The sequence below is a fragment of the Zoogloea sp. JDB1 genome (assembly GCF_056724025.1).
In genome coordinates this window covers 4479170-4499216 of the sequence record NZ_CM161496.1, presented here as the reverse complement: position 1 = coordinate 4499216, position 20047 = coordinate 4479170, and the positions used below count along the sequence as shown (strand labels likewise).

Sequence of the window (20047 nt, the reverse complement as noted above, 5' to 3'; positions counted from 1 at the left end):
GGCGGCCCGAGCACGACCAGGACGGCGGGCGTCAGCCGAAGAGCAATGCCTCGGCCATTGGCGTGAGCGACATGGGTGGTGGCCGTGGCAACTGGCGGGGGCGTCGTAGTGCACCCGGGGCTTCGGATGCGGTCTATCCGCTGGCCAGTAACGAATTGCTGCCGCCCGCTGAGGGCGAGCACCGGCGCAGGCCCCAGGACACCACCTACACCGAGCCGCAGCGGTTGCACAAGGTGCTGGCTGCCGCGGGTATTGGTTCGCGTCGCGAGATCGAAGAGTGGATCGTTGCCGGTCGTATCTCCGTGAACGGCGAACCTGCTGACGTGGGGCAGAAGGTCGGTCCCGGCGACCGGGTGCGCATCAACGGCAAGCTCATGCCGCTGCGCTTTGCGCCGCGGATCCCGCGAGTGGTGCTATATCACAAGCCCGAGGGGGAGATCGTCTCCCGGGACGATCCCGAAGGTCGTCCGACGGTGTTCGATCACCTGCCGGTGCTGCGCAAGGGGCGCTGGATCGCGGTCGGTCGGCTGGACTTCAATACCTCCGGCCTGCTGCTCTTCGTGAACGACGGCGATCTCGCCAACAAACTGATGCATCCCCGTTATGAGCTGGATCGGGAGTATGCAGTGCGTATCCTCGGCGAACTCGATGAAGCGCAGCGCAACGCGCTTCTGCAGGGGATCGAACTGGAGGATGGTCCCGCCAAGTTCAACACGCTGCTGGATGCCGGTGGTGAAGGCGTCAACCACTGGTACCGGGTGACACTGTCCGAAGGTCGCAACCGCGAAGTGCGGCGGATGTTCGAAGCCCTTGGTCTGACCGTCAGCCGTCTGATGCGCGTCCGTTACGGGCCGGTGCTGCTGCCGTCGCGGCTCAAGCGCGGCATGTGGGAGGACATGTCAGTGGAGGATGTGTGCGCGCTGGCAGGGTTGCCGAAGCCCGTAGACGCCAGTGGCAAGGGGCGGCGGCCGGCTCGCCAGCCCCGTCGTCAGACGGCATCTCCCCGTTGACGAAGGGTTGAAATTGCGCCCGCTTCGGCGGGCTGGTATAATTCTTTTGTTTTACCGGTTCGAAAGAACCGACATCCGGTCGAATTTAAACAGGGATGGGCGTTTCGCCCATTTTTCATTTGTGGGCTAGGAAATGGAGTTGCTGAAACTTATCGAACAGACCGCGGAAGGCCTTGGCTATGAGCTGGTCGACTTCGAAACCTCGCCCCGTGGGCGCCTGATGCGGGTGTTCATTGATTCGCCGAACGGTATTACGGTGGACGATTGCGCCACCGTGAGCAATCAGCTGACCCGGGTCTTCGAGGTCGAGAACGTCGATTACGACCGTCTCGAAGTCTCCTCCCCCGGGTTGGATCGGGCTCTCAAGAAGCCTGCCGATTTCGAACGTTTTGCCGGGCAGGATGTGCAGCTGCGGTTGAGCATGCCGATCGCCAATCAGCGCAATTTTACCGGCGTGTTGCAAAGTCTGAAGGATGGCGTCGTCGTCATCGAGACGGAAAAGGGGTTGATGGAGATCCCGTTTGAAGAAATTGAAAAGGCCCGCCTGGTACCCAGGTTTTGAGGGATTTGGAGGTTAGCAGGTATGAGCCGCGAAATTTTGCTGTTGGTTGATGCGCTGGCCCGCGAGAAGAACGTTTCGAAGGAGATCGTTTTCTCTGCGCTGGAATCCGCGCTCGCTCAGGCGACCAAGAAGCGTATTCACGACGAAGCCGACGTGCGTGTGTCCATCGACCGGGAAACCGGCGATTACGAGTCTTTCCGTCGCTGGCAGGTGTTGCCCGACGAAGAAGTGGACAATGATGAAGCCCAGATGGGGCTGATCGACGCCCGTGAAGAATACCCGGACATCCAGGTTGGCGATTTTGTGGAAGAGGCGCTGGAGCCCATCGACTTTGGTCGTATCGGTGCGCAGGCTGCCAAGCAGGTCATCCTGCAGAAGGTGCGTGACGCTGAACGCGAGCAGATCCTCAGTGATTTCCTGGAGCGCAAGGAATTCATCATTTCCGGTGCCATCAAGCGCATGGAACGTGGAAACGCGATCATCGAGGTCGGTCGTTTGGAGGCAGTCCTGCCTCGCGATCAAATGATCCCGAAAGAAAATCTGCGTGTCGGCGATCGTGTCAAGGCTTATCTGCTGCGCATCGACCGTGGTGCCCGCGGCCCGCAACTGATTCTGTCACGCACTGCGCCCGAGTTCGTGATCCGTTTGTTCGAACTCGAAGTGCCGGAGATCGACGACGGTTTGCTCGAGATCAAGGCCTGTGCCCGTGACCCCGGCCTTCGCGCCAAGATTGGCGTAAAGTCCAACGATCCCCGCATCGACCCGATCGGTACCTGTGTCGGCCTGCGCGGTTCGCGCGTGACGGCGGTCCGTAACGAGATTGGCGGCGAAAACATTGACATCGTACTGTGGTCGCCTGAGGCTGCCCAGTTCGTTGTCGGAGCGCTGCAGCCCGCGGAAGTGTCTTCCATCGTCGTGGATGAGGAAGCTCATGCGATGGATGTGGTTGTTGATGAAAACAACCTTGCCATCGCCATCGGGCGCAACGGCCAGAACGTTAAGCTGGCTTCCGAGCTGACCGGTTGGACCATCAATCTGATGACCGAAGCCGAGTCCGAGCGGAAGTCCGAGGCCGAGCACAGCACGGTTCGCCAGTTGTTCATTTCCAAGCTGGACGTGGACGAAGAGGTGGCTGACATCCTGATCGACGAGGGTTTCTCGTCCCTCGAGGAAATCGCTTACGTGCCGCTGGCCGAGATGCTGGAAATCGAGTCGTTCGACGAAGACACGGTCAATGAGCTGCGCAACCGCGCCCGTAATGTGCTCCTGACCGAAGCCATCGTGACCGAAGAGCAGTTGGAGTCCGTCGCTGAGGACATGCTGGCGCTGGAGGGGATGGACAAGCCCCTGGCAGCCAAGCTGGCCCAGGGCGGTGTGCATACCCGTGATGAGTTGGCCGATCTGGCAGTGGATGAACTGATGGAAATGTCGGGGCTGGACGAAGAGCGGGCGAAGAATCTGATTACCAAGGCGCGCGCGCACTGGTTCGAGTAATACCCGGAGGTTCATCAAGATGGGACAGACAACCGTTACACAATTTGCCGGCGAACTTAAGATGCCGGCCTCCGTGTTGCTCGAGCAGTTGCAGAAGGCTGGCGTAGACAAGGCGAAGGAAACCGATCTGCTCTCCGAGCAGGACAAGAATCGTCTTCTCGACTTTCTCCGTCGCGCCCACGGCGACTCCGCGTCCAAGGCGAAGATCACCCTGACCCGCAAGCAGACCAGCGAGATCAAGGCGACCGACTCCACCGGGCGTGCGCGTACCGTGCAGGTCGAAGTGCGCAAGAAGCGCGTCTTCGTGAAGCGCGATGAAACGCTGGTGCCCGAGACTGCAACCGCATCGGCGGCCGAACTGGCTGACGCTGACGCAACGGTTGTCGTTCCTGAGGTCGAAATGCTCGTCGAAGAGATGGAAGTGGAGCCGACCCCGGCCCCCGAGCCCGTGCAGGAGCCGGAACCCGTCGTCGAGGTCGCTCCGGAGCCTGAGCCCGAACCCGAACCGGTTCCCGAGCCTGAGCCCGAGCCCGTTATCGAAGTCGTGGCGCCGGAGCCCGTGGTCGAGGCCAAGGAGGCTGTTGCCGCCCCCGCGCCGGAGGTGCGTGAAGCTGTCGCTGCTGCGCCTGCCAAGGATGCAGCGCAGCAGCGCCCGGTGCGCCGCGTAGTCGTCGGTTCGATCCTGTCGCCCGAAGAAAAAGCCGCCCGTGAGCGCGAAGCTCAACGGAGTGCCGAGTTGGCTGCCCGTCAGGCGGCCGATCTGAAGGAAAAGCAGGAGCGCGAGGCGCGTGCTCGCGCTGCGATGCTGCAGCGTGCCGAAGAAGAGAAGCAGCGTCAGGCGGCGGCTGAAAAGGCCAAGGCCGAAGGTGAGGCTGCATCCAAGTCCGGCACCCTCCACAAGCCTGCCAAGGCGGACGACAAGGGGGCGCGCAGCAAGGACGGCAAGAAAGTGGTTGCCAAGGAGGCGGTTGGAGACTCCAAGCGTCGTGGCGCAGGCATCAAAACTCGTGGCGATACCACAGGTGGTGCCGGCGGCTGGCGTGGCGGTGGTCGCAGCGGTGGCCGCAATGGCGGCCGTCAACAGGACACCCAGAGTTTCGTTGCCCCGACCGAGCCCATCGTGCGTGAAGTGCACGTTCCGGAGACCATCTCTGTTGCCGACCTTGCCCACAAGATGGCGGTCAAGGCTACCGAGGTCATCAAGGCCCTGATGAAGATGGGCACGATGGTCACCATCAACCAGGTGCTGGACCAGGACACGGCGATGATCATCGTCGAGGAAATGGGCCACAAGGCGATGGCGGCCAAGCTGGACGATCCGGACGCCTTCCTGGAAGAAAGCGCCGAGCACAAGGATGTCGTGCTGGAGCCGCGTGCTCCGGTGGTGACCGTCATGGGCCACGTCGACCACGGCAAGACCTCGCTGCTCGACTACATTCGTCGTGCCAAGGTGGCTGCCGGCGAAGCGGGCGGCATTACCCAGCACATTGGCGCCTACCATGTGGAAACTGAGCGTGGCATGGTGACCTTCCTGGATACCCCGGGTCACGAGGCCTTTACGGCGATGCGTGCCCGTGGTGCCAAGGCCACCGACTTGGTGGTGCTGGTTGTGGCGGCGGACGATGGCGTGATGCCGCAGACGAAGGAAGCCATCCACCATGCGAAGGCTGCGGAAGTGCCTCTGATCGTGGCGGTCAACAAGATCGACAAGCCGGGCGCCAACCCTGAGCGCGTGCGCCAGGAACTGATTGCCGAGGGCGTGGTGCCGGAAGCCTACGGCGGCGACACCATGTTCGTCGAAGTCTCGGCCAAGACCGGTCAGGGCATCGACGACCTGCTCGAAGCCATCCTGCTGCAGGCCGAAGTGCTTGAGCTGACGGCTCCGCAGGAGTCCATGGCCAAGGGCCTGATCATCGAAGCTCGTCTCGACAAGGGCCGCGGCCCGGTGGCCACGCTGCTGGTCCAGTCCGGCACCCTACGTCGTGGTGACGTACTGCTGGCTGGCGCTACCTTCGGTCGCGTCCGTGCCATGCTCGACGAAAACGGCAAGCCCATCGAAGAGGCCGGTCCGTCCATCCCGGTCGAGATTCTCGGTCTGTCCGAGGTTCCGGGGGCAGGTGACGAGGTTGTGGCGCTGGCCGACGAGCGCAAGGCGCGTGAAATCGCCCTGTTCCGTCAAGGCAAGTTCCGCGACGTGAAGCTGGCCAAGCAGCAGGCTGCCAAGCTGGAGAGCATGTTCGAACAGATGGGCGAGGGCGAGGTGAAGACCCTGCCGTTGATCATCAAGGCCGACGTGCAAGGTTCCCAGGAAGCGCTGGCCCACTCGCTGGTCAAGCTGTCCACCGACGAGGTTCGCGTGCAGGTCATCCACGGTGGTGTCGGCGCGATCAGCGAATCCGACGTCAACCTGGCCCAGGCTTCCGGTGCGGTGATCATCGGCTTCAATATCCGTGCCGATGCCAATGCCCGCAAGCTGGCTGAGACCTTCGGCGTGGATCTGCGCTACTACAACATCATCTACGACGCCGTCGATGAGGTTAAGAGCGCGTTGTCCGGCATGCTGGCCCCCGAAAAGCGCGAGCAGGTCCTGGGTATGGTTGAGGTCCGTCAGGTCTTCACGATCTCCAAGGTCGGCACCATCGCCGGTTGTTACGTGCTGGAAGGTCTGGTCAAGCGCAACTCGCTGGTTCGCGTGCTGCGCAACCACGTGGTCATCCACAGCGGCGAACTCGAATCGCTCAAGCGTTTCAAGGACGACGTCAAGGAAGTCAAGTTCGGCTACGAGTGCGGCCTGCAGGTTCGCAATTTCAACGATCTTCAGGAAGGCGACCAGCTCGAGATCTTCGAGATCCAGGAAATCGCCCGGACGCTGTAAGCCATGCCGAAGGAGTTTTCCCGTGGCCAGCGCGTGGCGGAGCAGATCCGCCGCGAACTGGCCGAGCTGATCCGCCTGGAAGTGAAGGATCCCCGCGTCGGTTTCATTACGCTGACCGACGTGGAGATCACCCCCGACTATGCCCACGCCAAGGTGTTCTTCACCTCGATGAAAGGGCAGGAAGGGCTCGAAGAAATCCTGAAGGGGCTGCGTCGTGCCAGCAGCTTCCTGCGTCGCGAGTTGGGGCGTCGGGTGCGTATCCATACGCTGCCCGAGCTGCACTTCCATTACGATCCTTCCGTCGAAACCGGCAACCGGATTTCGGCCTTGATCGATAAGGCTGTCGAGGCCGATCGCCAGTTCGCCGCCGATGAAGGTGGCGAGCCGAAAGAAGACAGCAAGCCCGACACTGCGGCCTGATACTGCCGGCAGCGCTCATGCGCTGCCGCTTTTTCTGGAATTTCCTGTTTGACTAAAGCTCCCCAGCGCCGCATCCAGCGGCGTGTCGTCGATGGCGTGCTGTTTCTCGACAAGCCCGTCGGCATGACGTCCAACCATGCGCTGCAGAAGGCCCGGTGGCTGCTGAACGCCGCCAAGGCTGGCCATACAGGCACGCTTGACCCGATGGCAAGCGGCTTGTTGCCGCTGACCTTCGGCGAGGCGACGAAGTTTTCCCAGACCCTGCTCGACGCCGACAAGGGCTACGACGCGACGGTGTTGCTCGGCGTCACTACCACCACGGCCGACGCGGAGGGCGAAGTGCTCGCCCGCGCGGAGGTGCAGGTGTCCGACGCTGACATTGAAGCGGCTATGGAGCGTCTGCGCGGTGAGATCGAGCAGGTGCCGCCGATGTATTCGGCGCTCAAGCACCATGGCAAGGCCTTGTACGAGTATGCACGTGCTGGCATCGAGATCCCGCGCGAGCCCCGCCGGGTGACGATCCATCGCTTCGAGTGCCTGGAGCGTGAAGGCGACAGTCTGCGTGTCCGGGTGGCGTGCAGCAAGGGAACCTATGTGCGTACGCTGGCCTCCGATCTCGGCGCCTTGCTGGGCTGTGGCGCGCATCTGACGGCGTTGCGCCGCACGTATATCGGCCCCTTCACGCTGGATGTGGCGACGCCGCTGGCCGATTTCGAGGTGCTCTCGCTGGAAGAGCGGGATGCCCGCCTGGCGCCGGTCGACGCCTTGTTGTCGCACATGGGGGTTCAGCTCCTGGACGAGGCCCGCATGCGCAGCTTCACCCATGGCCAGTCGGTCACGGTAGAAGAGGGGGCTGCAGGCGTGCTGTTGCGTGTTTATCATGACGAGCGTTTTCTCGGTGTGGGAACGCTCACCGAAGGCGGTGTGTTGGTGCCAACCCGTCTGATGTCAACAGGCACCCAATGAAATTTCTTGAGTAATCCCGCTGGCGTTCGATATAATCGCGCGCTTCGCAAGGCTAAATCTAACCGAGTTAAACAATGGCAATCTCCACTGAACAAAAAGCGCAAATCGTTGGCGACTACGCGCGCGCCAAGGGCGACACCGGTTCTCCGGAAGTGCAAGTCGCTCTGCTTACCGCCCGCATCAACGATCTGACCGGCCACTTCAAGGTTAACGTCAAGGATCACCATTCCCGCCGCGGCCTGCTGATGATGGTGAGCCAGCGTCGCAAGCTCCTCGACTACCTGAAGCGCAAGAACGTCGACAGCTATCGTGAGCTGATCGCCCGCCTTGGTCTGCGCAAGTAAGCGGATAGACGTAGCTTCGTTACTGAACGTGACATTCCTGGCGCATTTTGCGCAGGTTTGATCATGGGCACAGCCGGTGTAAGTCCGAGTGGCTTCGCCGGCTTTGTCACATCTGTGCGCCAGAGAGAACGGCGCGTGACCTCGGCTATCTGTGCGGTTGTGGTTTGCCGCCTGCCGATTGAATGAAAGGACCTCCTTTGCCTACCGCAATCAAGAAGAGTTTCACCTACGGCTCCCATACCGTGATCCTGGAGACCGGCGAGATCGCCCGCCAGGCCCATGGTGCGGTTCTCGTCAATATGGACGACACCGTCGTGCTGGCGACCGTAGTGGCGGCCAAGAACGCCAAGCCGGGCCAGGATTTCTTCCCTCTTACTGTCGACTACGTCGAGAAGTTCTACTCTGCGGGCCGTATCCCCGGTGGCTTCTTCAAGCGTGAAGGCCGTCCGACCGAGAAGGAGACGCTGACCTCCCGCCTGATCGACCGTCCGATCCGTCCGCTCTTCCCGGATGGTTTCTACAATGAAGTGCAGGTCATTGCCCAGGTCGTGTCCCTGAATCCCGAAGTGGATGCGGACATCCCGGCGATGATCGCCGCCTCCGCAGCGCTGGCGATTGCAGGCATCCCGTTTGCAGGCCCGATCGGCGCGTGTCGCGTCGGCTACCTAAACGGCGAGTACATCCTCAACCCGACCGCTTCCCAACTGGAAACCAGCCAGATGAATCTGGTTGTTGCCGGTACCGAGAGCGCTGTGCTGATGGTCGAATCCGAAGCTCTGGAGCTGCCGGAAGATGTGATGCTGGGTGGTGTGGTGTTCGGCCACACCCAGATGCAGGCTGCCATCAACGCGATCAACGAACTGGTCGATGTGGCCGGCAAGCCCGAATGGGATTGGCAGGCGCCCGCCAAGAACGAGACGCTGATCGCCCGCGTGACGGAGATCGCCGGCGCCAAGATCGAGGAAGCCTTCCGCATCACCGCGAAGCAGGCCCGTTCCGCGCAGCTGTCCGCTATCGGTGCCGAAGTGCACGCCGCGCTGACCGCAGAAGGCGTGGAGTTCGACGCGAATACCGTCAACAACATCATCTTCGATCTGGAAGCCAAGGTCGTCCGTGGCCGCATCCTCAGCGGCGAGCCGCGTATCGATGGTCGCGACACGCGCACCGTTCGCCCGATCGACATCCGCGTCGGCGTTCTGCCGCGTACCCACGGCTCCGCGCTGTTCACCCGTGGTGAAACCCAGGCGCTGGTGGTCACCACTCTCGGCACCGGCCGCGACGAACAGATCATCGACGCGGTGGCCGGCGAGTACCGCGAGCGTTTCATGCTGCACTACAACTTCCCGCCGTTCTCTACCGGTGAGTGTGGTCGTTTCGGCTCCCCGAAGCGTCGCGAAATCGGCCACGGCCGTCTGGCCAAACGAGCGCTGGCTGCGGTGCTGCCGGGCAAGGAAGAGTTCAGCTACACCGTTCGTGTGGTGTCCGAGATCACCGAATCCAACGGCTCCAGCTCCATGGCGTCCGTCTGCGGTGGTTCCCTGGCCATGATGGACGCCGGTGTGCCGCTGACCGCGCCGGTGGCCGGCATCGCTATGGGTCTGATCAAGGACGGCGGTCGGTTCGCCGTGCTGACCGACATCCTCGGTGACGAAGATCACCTCGGCGACATGGACTTCAAGGTGGCGGGTACCGAGAAGGGGGTGACCGCACTACAGATGGACATCAAGATCCTCGGCATCACCAAGGAGATCATGCAGGTCGCGCTGGCCCAGGCCAAGGAAGGCCGCATGCACATCCTCGGCCTGATGAAGACCTCGCTGGGCGAAGCCCGTGGCGAAGTGTCCACCTTCGCGCCGCGCATGATCACGCTGAAGATCAACCCCGAGAAGATCCGTGACGTGATCGGCAAGGGTGGTGCGGTGATCCGTGGCCTGCAGGAAGAAACCGGCACCGTCATCGAGATCACCGACGACGGCAACGTGACGATTTCCTCCGTCAGCGCCGAGGGCGCCCAGGAAGCCAAGAAGCGCATCGAAGAGATCACCGCTGAAGTCGAAGTGGGCAAGGTCTACGAAGGTCCGGTGGTCCGTATTCTCGATTTCGGCGCGATCATCAACATCCTGCCGGGCCGCGATGGTCTGCTGCACGTTTCCCAGATCGCCAACGAGCGCGTCAATGCCGTGTCCGACTACCTCAAGGAAGGTCAGGTCGTGCGCGTGAAGGTGCTCGAGACCGACGAAAAGGGTCGCGTGCGCCTGTCCATGAAGGCACTCCTGAACGAGCAGGCTCCGCAGTAATAACGCGGACTGACTTGTAATGGGAAGAGGGGCGCGTAAGCGCCCTTCTTCATTTTGGGTAGCGCAAGTTGCGCGGCCTTGCGGATAAGGCCGGTCGTCGGCTTAGAATCGGGTGCAGGGGGGTGGCTCTGGCGGGAGCGAGCTGTCCTGAGTGCTTGTGATAACTGCTTGGTGAGTGAGGGCCGCAGATTGCGTGTCGGCTTGGAGTCTGGAAAATGATGCGTCATCAGATGTCTGTATTGACGCCGTCACCGTGGGTGACGCGTTTCGCACCTTTGATTACTGCGGGGGGGAGGTTCTCGATCTTGCCTGTGGCGGCGGTCGTCACGCGCGCTGGCTGGCAGGGCGGGGATTCCGGGTCGAGGCGGTGGATCGGGATGCGGTGGCGCTGGAGTTGCTGGCGGCTGTGCCTCATGTCATTACACGGGACGTCGATCTGGAAGAGGGGCCCTGGCCTTATGAGGGGCGCCAGTTCGATGCGATCGTGGTCACCAATTATCTCTATCGGCCGCGCCTGCCCTTGTTGCTGACCGCGCTGGCCCATGGCGGGGTCCTGATCTACGAGACCTTCATGATTGGCAATGAGCGCTTTGGCAAGCCGAGCAATCCGGATTTCTTGCTGCGCTCCCATGAACTCTTCGAGCGCGTTTCGGGCTCATGCACTGTTCTCGCTTACGAGCAGGGGGAGGTGAATGAGCCGAAGCCGGCGGTCATCCAGCGGATTTGTGCGGTGAAGGGGCATGCGCCGTCGTTGCGCTTGCCGGCGGCGGCGACTTAGCTGAGGCTTTCTTAGCGGAGCAGGGGGCGGAGTTCCTGCCAGACCGTATCGACGATCAGCGGCTGGGCGGCGGCAATTGGATGGATGCCGTCCTGCTGGAAGTGGTCCGGGCGGTCGGCAAAACCCTGCATCAGGAAAGGAACGAGGCGGGTCCGGTTGGCCTTGGCCAGGTCCCGATAGGTTCCCTCAAACGCACTGGTGTAGCTCGGACCGTAATTGGGCGGCATGCGCATGCCGATCAGCAGGATCTTGGCGCCGGCCTGGCGGCTGGCATCGATCATGCCCTGCAGGTTGGCACTCATGGCCTTGACCGGTAGGCCGCGCAGCCCGTCGTTGGCGCCGAGCTCGATGATCACGATGGCGGGCTTGTGGGTCTGCAGGGCGGTCGGCAGACGGCTGAGGCCGCCTGCCGTGGTTTCGCCGCTGATGCTGCCATTTACTACTTCGTAAGGCAATTTGGCCATGCCGATCTTCTGCTCAAGCAGCACCGGCCAGGCTTCCTGCGGCCGCAGGCCGTAGCCCGCGGAAAGGCTGTCGCCCCATACCAGGATCTTGCTGGCGGCCCATGCCGGGCAGCACGCCAGCAGCATGCTCATGCACAGCGTGCGGAGAACAGGCGCCAGCGTCATCGTGGGGTTCAGGCGCTGAGCTTGTCGCCGCAGTGGCCCTGGATGATCTGCAGCAGGGCAGGGAAGATCTTTGGCGTGCCGGCGACCACATTGCCGGTATTGAGGTAGTCGGCTTCACCGGACAGATCACTGATCAGGCCGCCCGCTTCGCTGATCAGCAGGCTGCCGGCAGCGGTGTCCCACGGCGAGAGGCCGAATTCCCAGAAACCGTCGAGGCGGCCGGCAGCGACGTAGGCCAGGTCGAGGGCCGCGGCGCCCGGGCGGCGCAGGCCAGCGGTCTTCTGCGTGAGTTCCTTGAAGATCGCCAGGTAGGTGTCGGCGTGCGTGAACTGGCGATAGGGGAAGCCGGTGCCGAGCAGCGCGTCCTGCAGTTTGACCCGCTTGGAGACGCGGATGCGGCGGTCGTTCAAGAAGGCGCCGGCCCCCTTGGAGGCGGTGAACAGCTCGTTGCGGTTGGGATCGAAGACGACTGCCTGTTCCACGATGCCGCGGCGGGCCAGGGCGATGGAGATCGCGTACTGGGGGAAGCCGTGGATGAAGTTAGTGGTGCCGTCGAGGGGATCGATGATCCACTGGTACTCGGTTTCGGCCTCCGGGCCGGTCTCGCCGGACTCTTCTGCTAGAATGCTGTGGCTCGGATAGGCCTCGCGGAGAACCTGAATGATGGCTTCTTCTGCGGCGCGATCCACTTCCGTCACAAAATCGTTGGGGCTCTTGACCTCGACACGGAGCAGGTCCACATCGAGAGAAGCCCGGTTGATGACGGTGGCAGCGCGGCGCGCGGCCTTAATGGCAATGTTCAGTGTGGGATGCATGGTGTCTGGCGAGCTCTGCCGGCACGGGCATCGGATGCCCACCGGTTGACTCTAATTCGGAAAACCGCTTATTTTAATATGAACAACGATGGCGCGCTTGAGCGCGTGCGTGTTGTCCTCACCCGCACCAGTCACCCCGGCAATATCGGCGCCGCTGCTCGGGCCATGAAAACCATGGGTCTGTCGCAGCTGGTGCTGGTCAGTCCCCAGTCTTTTCCGGATCCGGTCGCCACTGCCCGTGCGGCGGGGGCCGACGATATCCTCGAATCCGCGCGAGTCGTGGAGACGCTGGCGGAGGCGCTGGAAGGCACAGTCTTCGCGGCCGCTCTCACCGCGCGTCGGCGCGAGCTTGCCGTGCCGATGAAGTGGGCGCGGGAGGCGGCGGCGGACGTGATCCAGCTGGCAGGCAGTGGCGACGTGGCGCTGGTCTTCGGCAACGAGACCAAAGGGTTGTCCAACGAGGATGTCGCCTTGTGCCACATGCCGGTGAAGATCCCGGTCAGTGAGACCTATTCGTCCCTCAATCTGGGCGCTGCCGTGCAGTTGCTGTGCTACGAACTGCGCATGGCCGCGGTCAACCCAGGGCGGGCGCCTGCAACCGAGTTCGAACCGGCGACCCATGAGCAGATCGAGGGCTTTTATGCCCATTTGGATCGGGCAATCACCGCAAGCGGCTTCTTCAATCCGGAAAGTTCGAAGCGCTTGTGGCCGCGTCTGCGTCGCCTGTACGGGCGGATTCGTCTCGAAAAGGACGAGATCAACATTCTGCGCGGAATGTTGAGCGCCTTCGAAAAAAAGTAGACTAAAATAGTCGGAAATAAACAGGGCCTGCCGCGGGTTTCGGCCTGCAGGCGGGCCTGTGTCAGTGCACTTCAGTTCAGGGGGTCCCCTTTCATGTTCCGTCGTCTGCGTGAAGATCTGGCCAATGTTCTCGAACACGATCCAGCCGCACGCTCCAAGTGGGAAGTGCTGACCTGCTATCCCGGGATGCACGCCTTGTGGCTGCATCGTTTTGCCCACGCGGCGTGGTCGCGTGGTTTTTATTGGGTCGGGCGCTTCACCAGCCATGTGGCCCGGATGCTGACTGGCGTCGAAATTCATCCAGGGGCAACCATCGGGCGTCGGGTCTTCATCGACCATGGTATGGGCGTCGTCATCGGCGAGACCGCTGTGATTGGCGACGGCTGTACGATCTATCAGGGGGTCACCCTGGGAGGGACCTCGCTTTATCGCGGTACAAAGCGGCATCCGACGCTTGGTTGTGGTGTCGTCATTGGTGCCGGTGCCAAGGTGTTGGGTGGCTTTGAGGTTGGCGACGGGGCCAAGGTGGGTTCCAATGCGGTGGTCGTCAAGCCGGTCCCCGCCGGCGCGACGGCGGTCGGCAATCCGGCGCGTATCGTCGCTGCGGATGACAAATCGAATCGGGAGCGTGAGGCCAAGGCGGAGCAGATCGGCTTTACCGCCTATGGCGTGACGAAAGATCTTGATGACCCGGTTTCCAAGGCGCTGCATGGCCTGCTCGATCATGCGGTCGAGACGGATCGGCGGATCCGTGTTCTGGTGGAGAAGCTTGTTGACGCAGGAATCTGCGTGGAAGGCACGGCCAGGGCGGAAGACGCCTTCGATCCGAAGGGACTGGGAAAGATGGTCGACTGACTGCCTGATGAGGGCGGGAAAATAGTTGATTGAATTTGTCGGGTTTGGTATTGTTGACCGAAATATTCAACTATTCTTTCACCAGCCCCGGGAGCCGATATGAGACTCACAACCAAAGGTCGTTTTGCTGTCACGGCAATGATCGATCTCGCGCTGCGTTGCGCGGACGGCCCGGTGACGCTGGCCGGGATCGCCGATCGCCAAAAGATCTCCCTTTCCTATCTCGAGCAACTGTTCGGCAAGCTGCGCCGTTTCGAACTGGTCAGCAGCGTGCGCGGGCCCGGTGGCGGCTACGCGCTGGCGCGGGATATGGCCTCCATCACCGTGGCGGACATCATCGCGGCGGTGGATGAGCCGCTGGATGCAACCTCCTGTGGTGGCAAGGAAAACTGCCAGGACGAGCAGCGCTGCATGACCCACGAGTTGTGGACCAACCTCAATCGCCGAATGTACGAGTACCTCCATTCGGTGACGCTGGCCAGTCTCGTCGAGCAGCAGCGGCAGAAGTGTGCACAGGTGGCAGTACTCCACGACGAGCGCACGCCGGCGGCCGGCAAGTCCACCGACAAACTGCAACTCACCGCCTGAGTGACAAGGACGGCCCGTGTTCGCCCCCGTATACCTGGATCACAACGCGACGACGCCCCTCGACCCGCAGGTCAGGGAAGCGATGTCGCCGTGGTTCGGTGAGCGCTTTGGCAACGGGTCGAGCCGCCACGAATACGGCCGCGCGGCACGCAAGGCCATCGATGAAGCTCGCGCCCAGGTGGCGGCGGCGGTCAATGCCCACCCGACCGAGGTCGTCTTCACGAGCGGCGGCTCAGAGGCCAACAACTTCTTCATCAAGGGCGCGGCGGCCAACCTCAAGCCGGGTCTGGTGGCGATCAGTGCCATCGAGCATCCCTGCGTGCGGGAGCCGGCGCGGCAACTGCAGCGCGCGGGCTGGCGCTGCGAAGAGATCGCCGTGGATGGGGCAGGGCGCCTCGACATGTCGGATTTCCAACGTCTGCTTGCCGACAAACCGAAGCTGGTGTCGGTGATGCTGGCCAACAACGAGACCGGCGTGATCCAGGACGTGCCTGCGCTGGCGGCGCAAGTCCGCGCCCGCGGTGGCTGGATGCACTGCGATGCGGTGCAGGCTCTGGGCAAGATCGATGTGGATTTCCGGGCGCTCGGCGTGCACGGTCTTACTCTGTCGGCACACAAGATCTACGGGCCGATCGGCGCGGGTGCGCTGATCGTCGACAAGCGGGTCGAACTCGCCCCGTTGATCGCCGGTGGTGGCCAGGAACGGAATCTGCGTTCCGGTACCGAGAATGTGATGGCCATCGTGGGCTTCGGAGCCGCCTGTGAGCGCGCAGTGGCCTTGCGCCGTGATCGCACGGAACGCCAGGCCAGGCTGCAGCAACGCCTGGAGCGTGGTCTGGTTGCCGTCGGGGCGAAGATTTTTTCGGCGGGAGCCGAACGCCTGGCTAACACCAGCTTTTTCGCGATGGCAGGAGTGGATGGCGAGACCCTGGTCGGCAAGCTCGATCGGGCGGGGTATGCGGTGGCCAGCGGCTCCGCGTGTTCCAGCGCCAATCCCGAGCCTTCGCACACGCTGGTGGCGATGGGCGTCGAGGCTGGGCTGGCCCGCTCGGCGGTACGCGTCAGCCTCGGCGACGGCAGTACGGAACAGGATGTGGATGGTTTTCTGGGGGCGCTTCACGAGAACCTCGAAAACCTCCGAACGCTTGCCGCCATGGCGGTCTAAGTGACTGGAACAATTAAATTTTTGCAGCACGGAGAAGATGAAGATGCTCAAGTTTCCGATCTACCTCGACTACTCGGCAACGACGCCGGTGGATCCCCGCGTGGCGGAGAAGATGATTCCCTACCTCACGGAGCTGTTCGGCAACCCGGCATCCCGTAGCCACGCCTTCGGCTGGACAGCCGAGAAGGCCGTCGAGGAAGCTCGCGAGGAAGTCGCGGCGCTGGTGAACGCCGATCCGAAGGAGATCATCTGGACCTCCGGCGCCACCGAATCCAACAACCTGGCGATCAAGGGTGCCGCGCACTTCTACTCCGGCAAGGGCAAGCACATCATCACCGTCAAGACCGAGCACAAGGCGGTTCTCGACACCGTGCGCGAACTGGAGCGCCAGGGCTTCGAGGCGACCTACCTGGACGTGCAGGAAAACGGCCTGATCGACTTGGACGTCCTGAAGGCGGCCATCCGCCCGGACACCGTCGTCGTGTCGGTGATGTTCGTGAACAACGAAATCGGCGTGGTCCAGCCGATCGCCGAGATCGGCGAGATCTGCCGCGACAAGGGCATCGTCTTCCATGTGGATGCGGCTCAGGCCACCGGCAAGGTCGACATCGACCTGTCCAAGCTGAAGGTGGATCTGATGTCCTTCAGCGCCCACAAGACCTACGGCCCGAAGGGCATCGGCGCCCTGTACGTGCGTCGCAAGCCGCGTGTGCGCCTGGAAGCCCAGATGCACGGCGGAGGCCATGAGCGCGGCCTGCGTTCCGGCACGTTGGCGACGCACCAGATCGTCGGCATGGGCGAAGCCTTCCGCCTGGCCCGCTTGGAAATGGTGGAAGAGAACAAGCGCATCGGCGCGCTGCGCGACCGTCTGCTGGAAGGCCTGTCCGCCATCGAGGAAACCTTCGTGAACGGCGACATGGCGCATCGCGTGCCGCACAATCTGAACATCAGCTTCGCCTACGTTGAAGGCGAGTCGCTGATCATGGCGATCAAGGACATCGCCGTGTCCAGCGGTTCGGCCTGCACGTCGGCCAGCCTGGAGCCGTCCTACGTGTTGCGTGCCCTTGGCCGCAATGACGAACTGGCCCACAGTTCCATCCGTTTCACCATCGGCCGCTTCACGACGGTCGAGGAAATCGACTACACAATTGATCTGCTGCAGCACAAGATCGGCAAGCTCCGCGAACTGTCGCCCCTGTGGGACATGTTCAAGGAAGGCATCGATCTGGATACCGTGCAGTGGGCTGCGCACTGACAGGAGAGCGAAAATGGCATACAGCGAAAAAGTTCTGGATCACTACGAGAACCCCCGTAACGTCGGTGCGTTCGGCAAGGAAGACGAAGACGTCGGTACTGGCATGGTCGGTGCACCGGCCTGCGGCGACGTGATGAAGCTGCAGATCAAGGTTGGCAAGGACGGCGTGATCGAAGACGCCAAGTTCAAGACCTACGGTTGTGGCTCGGCTATTGCTTCCAGTTCCCTCGTCACCGAATGGGTGAAGGGCAAGACCCTCGATCAGGCGCTGGAAATCAAGAACACCGCCATCGCCGAGGAACTGGCCCTGCCGCCGGTGAAGATCCACTGCTCGATCCTGGCTGAGGACGCCATCAAGGCGGCGGTCGAGGATTACAAGAAGAAGCACAACGGCTGAAAGGAAACGTGATCATGGCAGTAACCCTCTCCGACAAGGCTGCAAAGCACATCGGCAACTTCATCGCCAAGCGCGGCAAGGGCGTCGGCATTCGCCTGGGCGTGCGTACGTCGGGGTGTTCCGGGATGGCCTACAAGCTGGAATTCGCCGATGAGGTGCTGCCGGAGGACGTCGTCTTCGAGAGCCACGGCCTGAAGGTGCTGATCGATCCGAAGAGCCTGCCCTACATGGATGGCACCGAGCTCGACTTCGTGCGCGAGGGCTTGAACGAAGGTTTCAAGTTTAACAACCCGAACGTCAAGGGCGAGTGCGGTTGCGGCGAGAGCTTCTCGGTCTAGGATGACGTCGTTCCACGAAACGTTTCACTCTCAGGGCGCGGGGGAGGGCTGACATGCTCGACATGAAGCAGGATTTCTTCGAGCTGTTCGGCCTTGAGCCGCGCTTCGCCGTTGACCTGGATCGTCTCGAGCAGGCTTACCTCGAGATGCAGGGCCGGGTCCATCCGGATCGTTTCGCCCATCTGTCGGACGCCGAAAAGCGCCTGTCCATGCAATGGGCGACGCGGGCCAACGAAGCCTTCCGGACCCTCAAGAGCCCGCTTGCCCGTGGCCAGTACCTGCTTGAGCTGAAGGGCGTCGATCCGGCCTTCGAGACCAATACCGCCATGTCCGCCGAGTTCCTGATGGAGCAGATGGAGTGGCGCGAGGCGCTGGAAGAAGCCCGCGAGGCGGCCGACGAGGATGTGCTGGACGATCTCGCCCGGCGCATCCGGCATGACACGAAGGGGTTGGTCGAACAGCTGCAAGCCGAGTTCGACACCGCCGGTGATCTGGAGGCCGCGGCCGATACGGTGCGCCGCCTCAAGTTCCTCGAGAAGCTGCAACACGAAATCAATGACGCCTTGACGGCGCTGGAATCCTGATGGCTCTGCTGCAAATTTCCGAACCGGGCATGTCCACGGCCCCTCACCAGCATCGGCTGGCAGTGGGCATCGACCTGGGCACGACCAATTCGCTGGTGGCCACGGTGCGCAACGGCGTGCCCCAATGTCTGCAGGACGAGAACGGTAAGATGCTGCTGCCGTCCGTCGTGCGTTACCTGCCGGGCGGGCAGGTGGACATCGGCCGCTCGGCCCAGGCCGCCCAGGCGATCGACCCGCGCAACACCATCGTGTCCGTGAAGCGTTTCATGGGCCGCGGTCTGAAGGACGTCGCCCATGTGGAGACGATGCCCTACGACTTCGTGGACGCCGAGGGAATGGTGCGCCTGCGTACTGTCCAGGGCGTCAAGAGCCCGGTCGAGGTCTCCGCTGAAATCCTGAAAAACCTGCGCCAGCGCGCCGAGCATAGTCTCGGTGGCGAACTGACCGGCGCGGTGATCACGGTGCCGGCCTATTTCGACGACGCCCAACGTCAGGCGACCAAGGACGCGGCGCGGGTTGCCGGCCTCAACGTGCTGCGCCTGCTCAACGAACCGACTGCAGCGGCGATCGCCTACGGCCTCGAGAACGCGTCGGAAGGCATCTACGCGGTCTATGACCTCGGCGGCGGTACCTTTGATATTTCCATCCTGCGCCTGTCGCGCGGGGTCTTCGAGGTGGTGGCGACCAGCGGCGACGCAGCCTTGGGCGGCGACGACTTCGATCATCGCCTGTTCTGCTGGATCCTCGACAACGCCGGCATCTCGCTGCCGTCCGACCGGGATTCCCGCCGCCTGCTGATGAAGGCGCGGGAGGTCAAGGAGCGCTTGACCCTCGACGAGTCCGTGCCGATCCGTACCTCGCTCGAAAATGGCGACGAAGTAGACCTGGTCATTGAACGCCAGGTCTTCGCCGAGATCACCGCCAACCTGGTCAGTAAAACCCTCAAGCCGGTCAAGAAAGCCCTGCGGGACGCCAACCTGTCGCCGGAGGACGTGAAGGGTGTGGTGATGGTTGGTGGCGCGACGCGCATGCCCCACGTGCAGCGGGCAGTCGGCGAGCTCTTCAGGCAAACCCCGCTTACCAACCTCGATCCGGATACCGTCGTCGCCGTCGGTGCCGCGATGCAGGCCAATGTGCTGGCCGGCAACCGGGCGACCGAAGACGAATGGCTGCTGCTTGACGTGATCCCCCTGTCCCTCGGCATCGAGACGATGGGCGGGCTGGTCGAGAAGATCATTCCGCGCAATTCGACGATTCCCACCGCCCGGGCGCAGGACTTCACCACCTTCAAGGATGGCCAGAGTGCGATGGCTTTCCACGTGGTGCAGGGTGAGCGCGAACTGGTGTCCGACTGCCGCTCCCTGGCCCGCTTCGAGCTGCGCGGCATCCCGCCGATGGTGGCCGGTGCGGCGCGCATCCGCGTGACCTTCCAGGTGGACGCCGACGGCCTGCTGTCCGTTTCCGCAAGGGAGCAGACCACCGGCGTCGAGGCGCGCGTCGAGGTGAAGCCGTCCTATGGCCTTGCCGATGACGAGATCGCCGAGATGCTGAAGGCCGGTTTCGAGCACGCCCAGAACGACATGGAAGTGCGTGCGCTGAAGGAACAGCAGGTCGAAGCCGAGCGCGTGATCGAGGCGACCGAAAAGGCGCTGCAAGCCGACGGCGAATTGCTCAACGAGGCCGAGCGGGCGGAGCTGGATGCTGCCATTGCGGCCTTGCGCCGCGCAGCGGAAGGCCAGGACGCACGCGCCATCAAGATCCAGCTGGAGGTTTTCAACCGCGCTTCCAACGAGTTCGCCTCGCGCCGCATGGACAAGAGCATCCGCGGTGCGCTGGCGGGCCACAAGATTGACGAGATCCGGATCTGAACGAAT

General features: G+C 62.6%; 20 protein-coding genes. 18 read left to right on the top strand and 2 right to left on the bottom strand.

What is annotated here, in order from left to right; translation table 11 throughout:
* Nucleotides 1-71 precede the first annotated feature (71 nt).
* The 9 genes from rluB (at nt 72) to AC1PPK_RS20370 (ending at nt 10746) form a co-directional block, all read left to right on the top strand.
* Nucleotides 72-1010: a 23S rRNA pseudouridine(2605) synthase RluB gene (rluB, locus tag AC1PPK_RS20410; protein WP_481118246.1), complete on the top strand. Its 939-nt coding sequence runs from the start codon at nt 72-74 to the stop codon at nt 1008-1010.
* Between the two features lie 133 nt (nt 1011-1143).
* Nucleotides 1144-1572 carry a ribosome maturation factor RimP gene (gene rimP, locus AC1PPK_RS20405; protein WP_481114837.1) on the top strand — a complete coding sequence of 143 codons (429 nt, stop codon included), beginning with the start codon at nt 1144-1146 and terminating at the stop codon, nt 1570-1572.
* Between the two features lie 21 nt (nt 1573-1593).
* Entirely contained in the window at nt 1594-3066 is a 1473-nt protein-coding gene (gene nusA, locus AC1PPK_RS20400) for a transcription termination factor NusA (protein ID WP_481114836.1), read from the top strand.
* 19 nt (nt 3067-3085) lie between these two features.
* Nucleotides 3086-5941, top strand: a complete 2856-nt coding sequence (gene infB, locus AC1PPK_RS20395) for a translation initiation factor IF-2 (RefSeq protein WP_481114835.1) — start codon at nt 3086-3088, stop codon at nt 5939-5941.
* Between the two features lie 3 nt (nt 5942-5944).
* Nucleotides 5945-6361, top strand: coding sequence for a 30S ribosome-binding factor RbfA (gene rbfA / locus AC1PPK_RS20390; RefSeq protein WP_481114834.1), 417 nt, complete (start codon nt 5945-5947; stop codon nt 6359-6361).
* 48 nt (nt 6362-6409) lie between these two features.
* Nucleotides 6410-7327: a tRNA pseudouridine(55) synthase TruB gene (gene truB, locus AC1PPK_RS20385; protein WP_481114833.1), complete on the top strand. Its 918-nt coding sequence runs from the start codon at nt 6410-6412 to the stop codon at nt 7325-7327.
* A gap of 74 nt (nt 7328-7401) precedes the next feature.
* Nucleotides 7402-7671, top strand: a complete 270-nt coding sequence (rpsO, locus tag AC1PPK_RS20380; RefSeq protein WP_481114832.1) for a 30S ribosomal protein S15 — start codon at nt 7402-7404, stop codon at nt 7669-7671.
* Nucleotides 7672-7868: 197 nt separating this feature from the next.
* Nucleotides 7869-9968 carry a polyribonucleotide nucleotidyltransferase gene (pnp, locus tag AC1PPK_RS20375; protein WP_481114831.1) on the top strand — a complete coding sequence of 700 codons (2100 nt, stop codon included), beginning with the start codon at nt 7869-7871 and terminating at the stop codon, nt 9966-9968.
* Nucleotides 9969-10161: 193 nt separating this feature from the next.
* The gene (locus AC1PPK_RS20370; protein WP_481114830.1) at nt 10162-10746 is read left to right on the top strand and encodes a class I SAM-dependent methyltransferase; all 585 of its coding nucleotides are present in this window, start codon (nt 10162-10164) and stop codon (nt 10744-10746) included.
* Between the two features lie 11 nt (nt 10747-10757).
* Here the strand turns inward: AC1PPK_RS20370 and AC1PPK_RS20365 are convergent, their stop codons facing one another.
* On the bottom strand, nt 10758-11342 hold the full coding sequence (locus AC1PPK_RS20365) for an arylesterase (protein ID WP_481114829.1): 585 nt from the start codon (nt 11340-11342) through the stop codon (nt 10758-10760).
* A 41-nt stretch (nt 11343-11383) separates the two neighbouring features.
* Nucleotides 11384-12190 (bottom strand): inositol monophosphatase family protein, encoded by an 807-nt coding sequence (locus AC1PPK_RS20360; protein WP_481114828.1) that lies wholly within the window; start codon nt 12188-12190, stop codon nt 11384-11386.
* Between the two features lie 78 nt (nt 12191-12268).
* On the opposite strand from AC1PPK_RS20360, the gene AC1PPK_RS20355 reads away from it, so the two are divergent.
* The 9 genes from AC1PPK_RS20355 (at nt 12269) to hscA (ending at nt 20041) form a co-directional block, all read left to right on the top strand.
* Nucleotides 12269-12991 carry an RNA methyltransferase gene (locus AC1PPK_RS20355; protein WP_481118245.1) on the top strand — a complete coding sequence of 241 codons (723 nt, stop codon included), beginning with the start codon at nt 12269-12271 and terminating at the stop codon, nt 12989-12991.
* Between the two features lie 93 nt (nt 12992-13084).
* Nucleotides 13085-13846: a serine O-acetyltransferase gene (cysE, locus tag AC1PPK_RS20350; RefSeq protein WP_481114827.1), complete on the top strand. Its 762-nt coding sequence runs from the start codon at nt 13085-13087 to the stop codon at nt 13844-13846.
* 99 nt (nt 13847-13945) lie between these two features.
* Nucleotides 13946-14434: a Fe-S cluster assembly transcriptional regulator IscR gene (gene iscR, locus AC1PPK_RS20345; protein ID WP_481114826.1), complete on the top strand. Its 489-nt coding sequence runs from the start codon at nt 13946-13948 to the stop codon at nt 14432-14434.
* 16 nt (nt 14435-14450) lie between these two features.
* Nucleotides 14451-15599, top strand: coding sequence for a cysteine desulfurase family protein (locus AC1PPK_RS20340; RefSeq protein WP_481114825.1), 1149 nt, complete (start codon nt 14451-14453; stop codon nt 15597-15599).
* 43 nt (nt 15600-15642) lie between these two features.
* The gene (locus AC1PPK_RS20335) at nt 15643-16854 is read left to right on the top strand and encodes an IscS subfamily cysteine desulfurase (protein WP_481118244.1); all 1212 of its coding nucleotides are present in this window, start codon (nt 15643-15645) and stop codon (nt 16852-16854) included.
* A 13-nt stretch (nt 16855-16867) separates the two neighbouring features.
* Nucleotides 16868-17251: a Fe-S cluster assembly scaffold IscU gene (gene iscU, locus AC1PPK_RS20330; RefSeq protein ID WP_079433533.1), complete on the top strand. Its 384-nt coding sequence runs from the start codon at nt 16868-16870 to the stop codon at nt 17249-17251.
* Nucleotides 17252-17265: 14 nt separating this feature from the next.
* Complete coding sequence (gene iscA, locus AC1PPK_RS20325) at nt 17266-17589, top strand: iron-sulfur cluster assembly protein IscA (RefSeq protein WP_374479566.1); 324 nt, start codon at nt 17266-17268, stop codon at nt 17587-17589.
* Nucleotides 17590-17642: 53 nt separating this feature from the next.
* Nucleotides 17643-18173 carry a Fe-S protein assembly co-chaperone HscB gene (hscB, locus tag AC1PPK_RS20320; RefSeq protein ID WP_481114824.1) on the top strand — a complete coding sequence of 177 codons (531 nt, stop codon included), beginning with the start codon at nt 17643-17645 and terminating at the stop codon, nt 18171-18173.
* Nucleotides 18173-20041 (top strand): Fe-S protein assembly chaperone HscA, encoded by a 1869-nt coding sequence (gene hscA / locus AC1PPK_RS20315; protein WP_481114823.1) that lies wholly within the window; start codon nt 18173-18175, stop codon nt 20039-20041. The genes hscB and hscA overlap by 1 nt, the downstream gene beginning before the upstream one ends.
* Nucleotides 20042-20047: the final 6 nt, after the last annotated feature.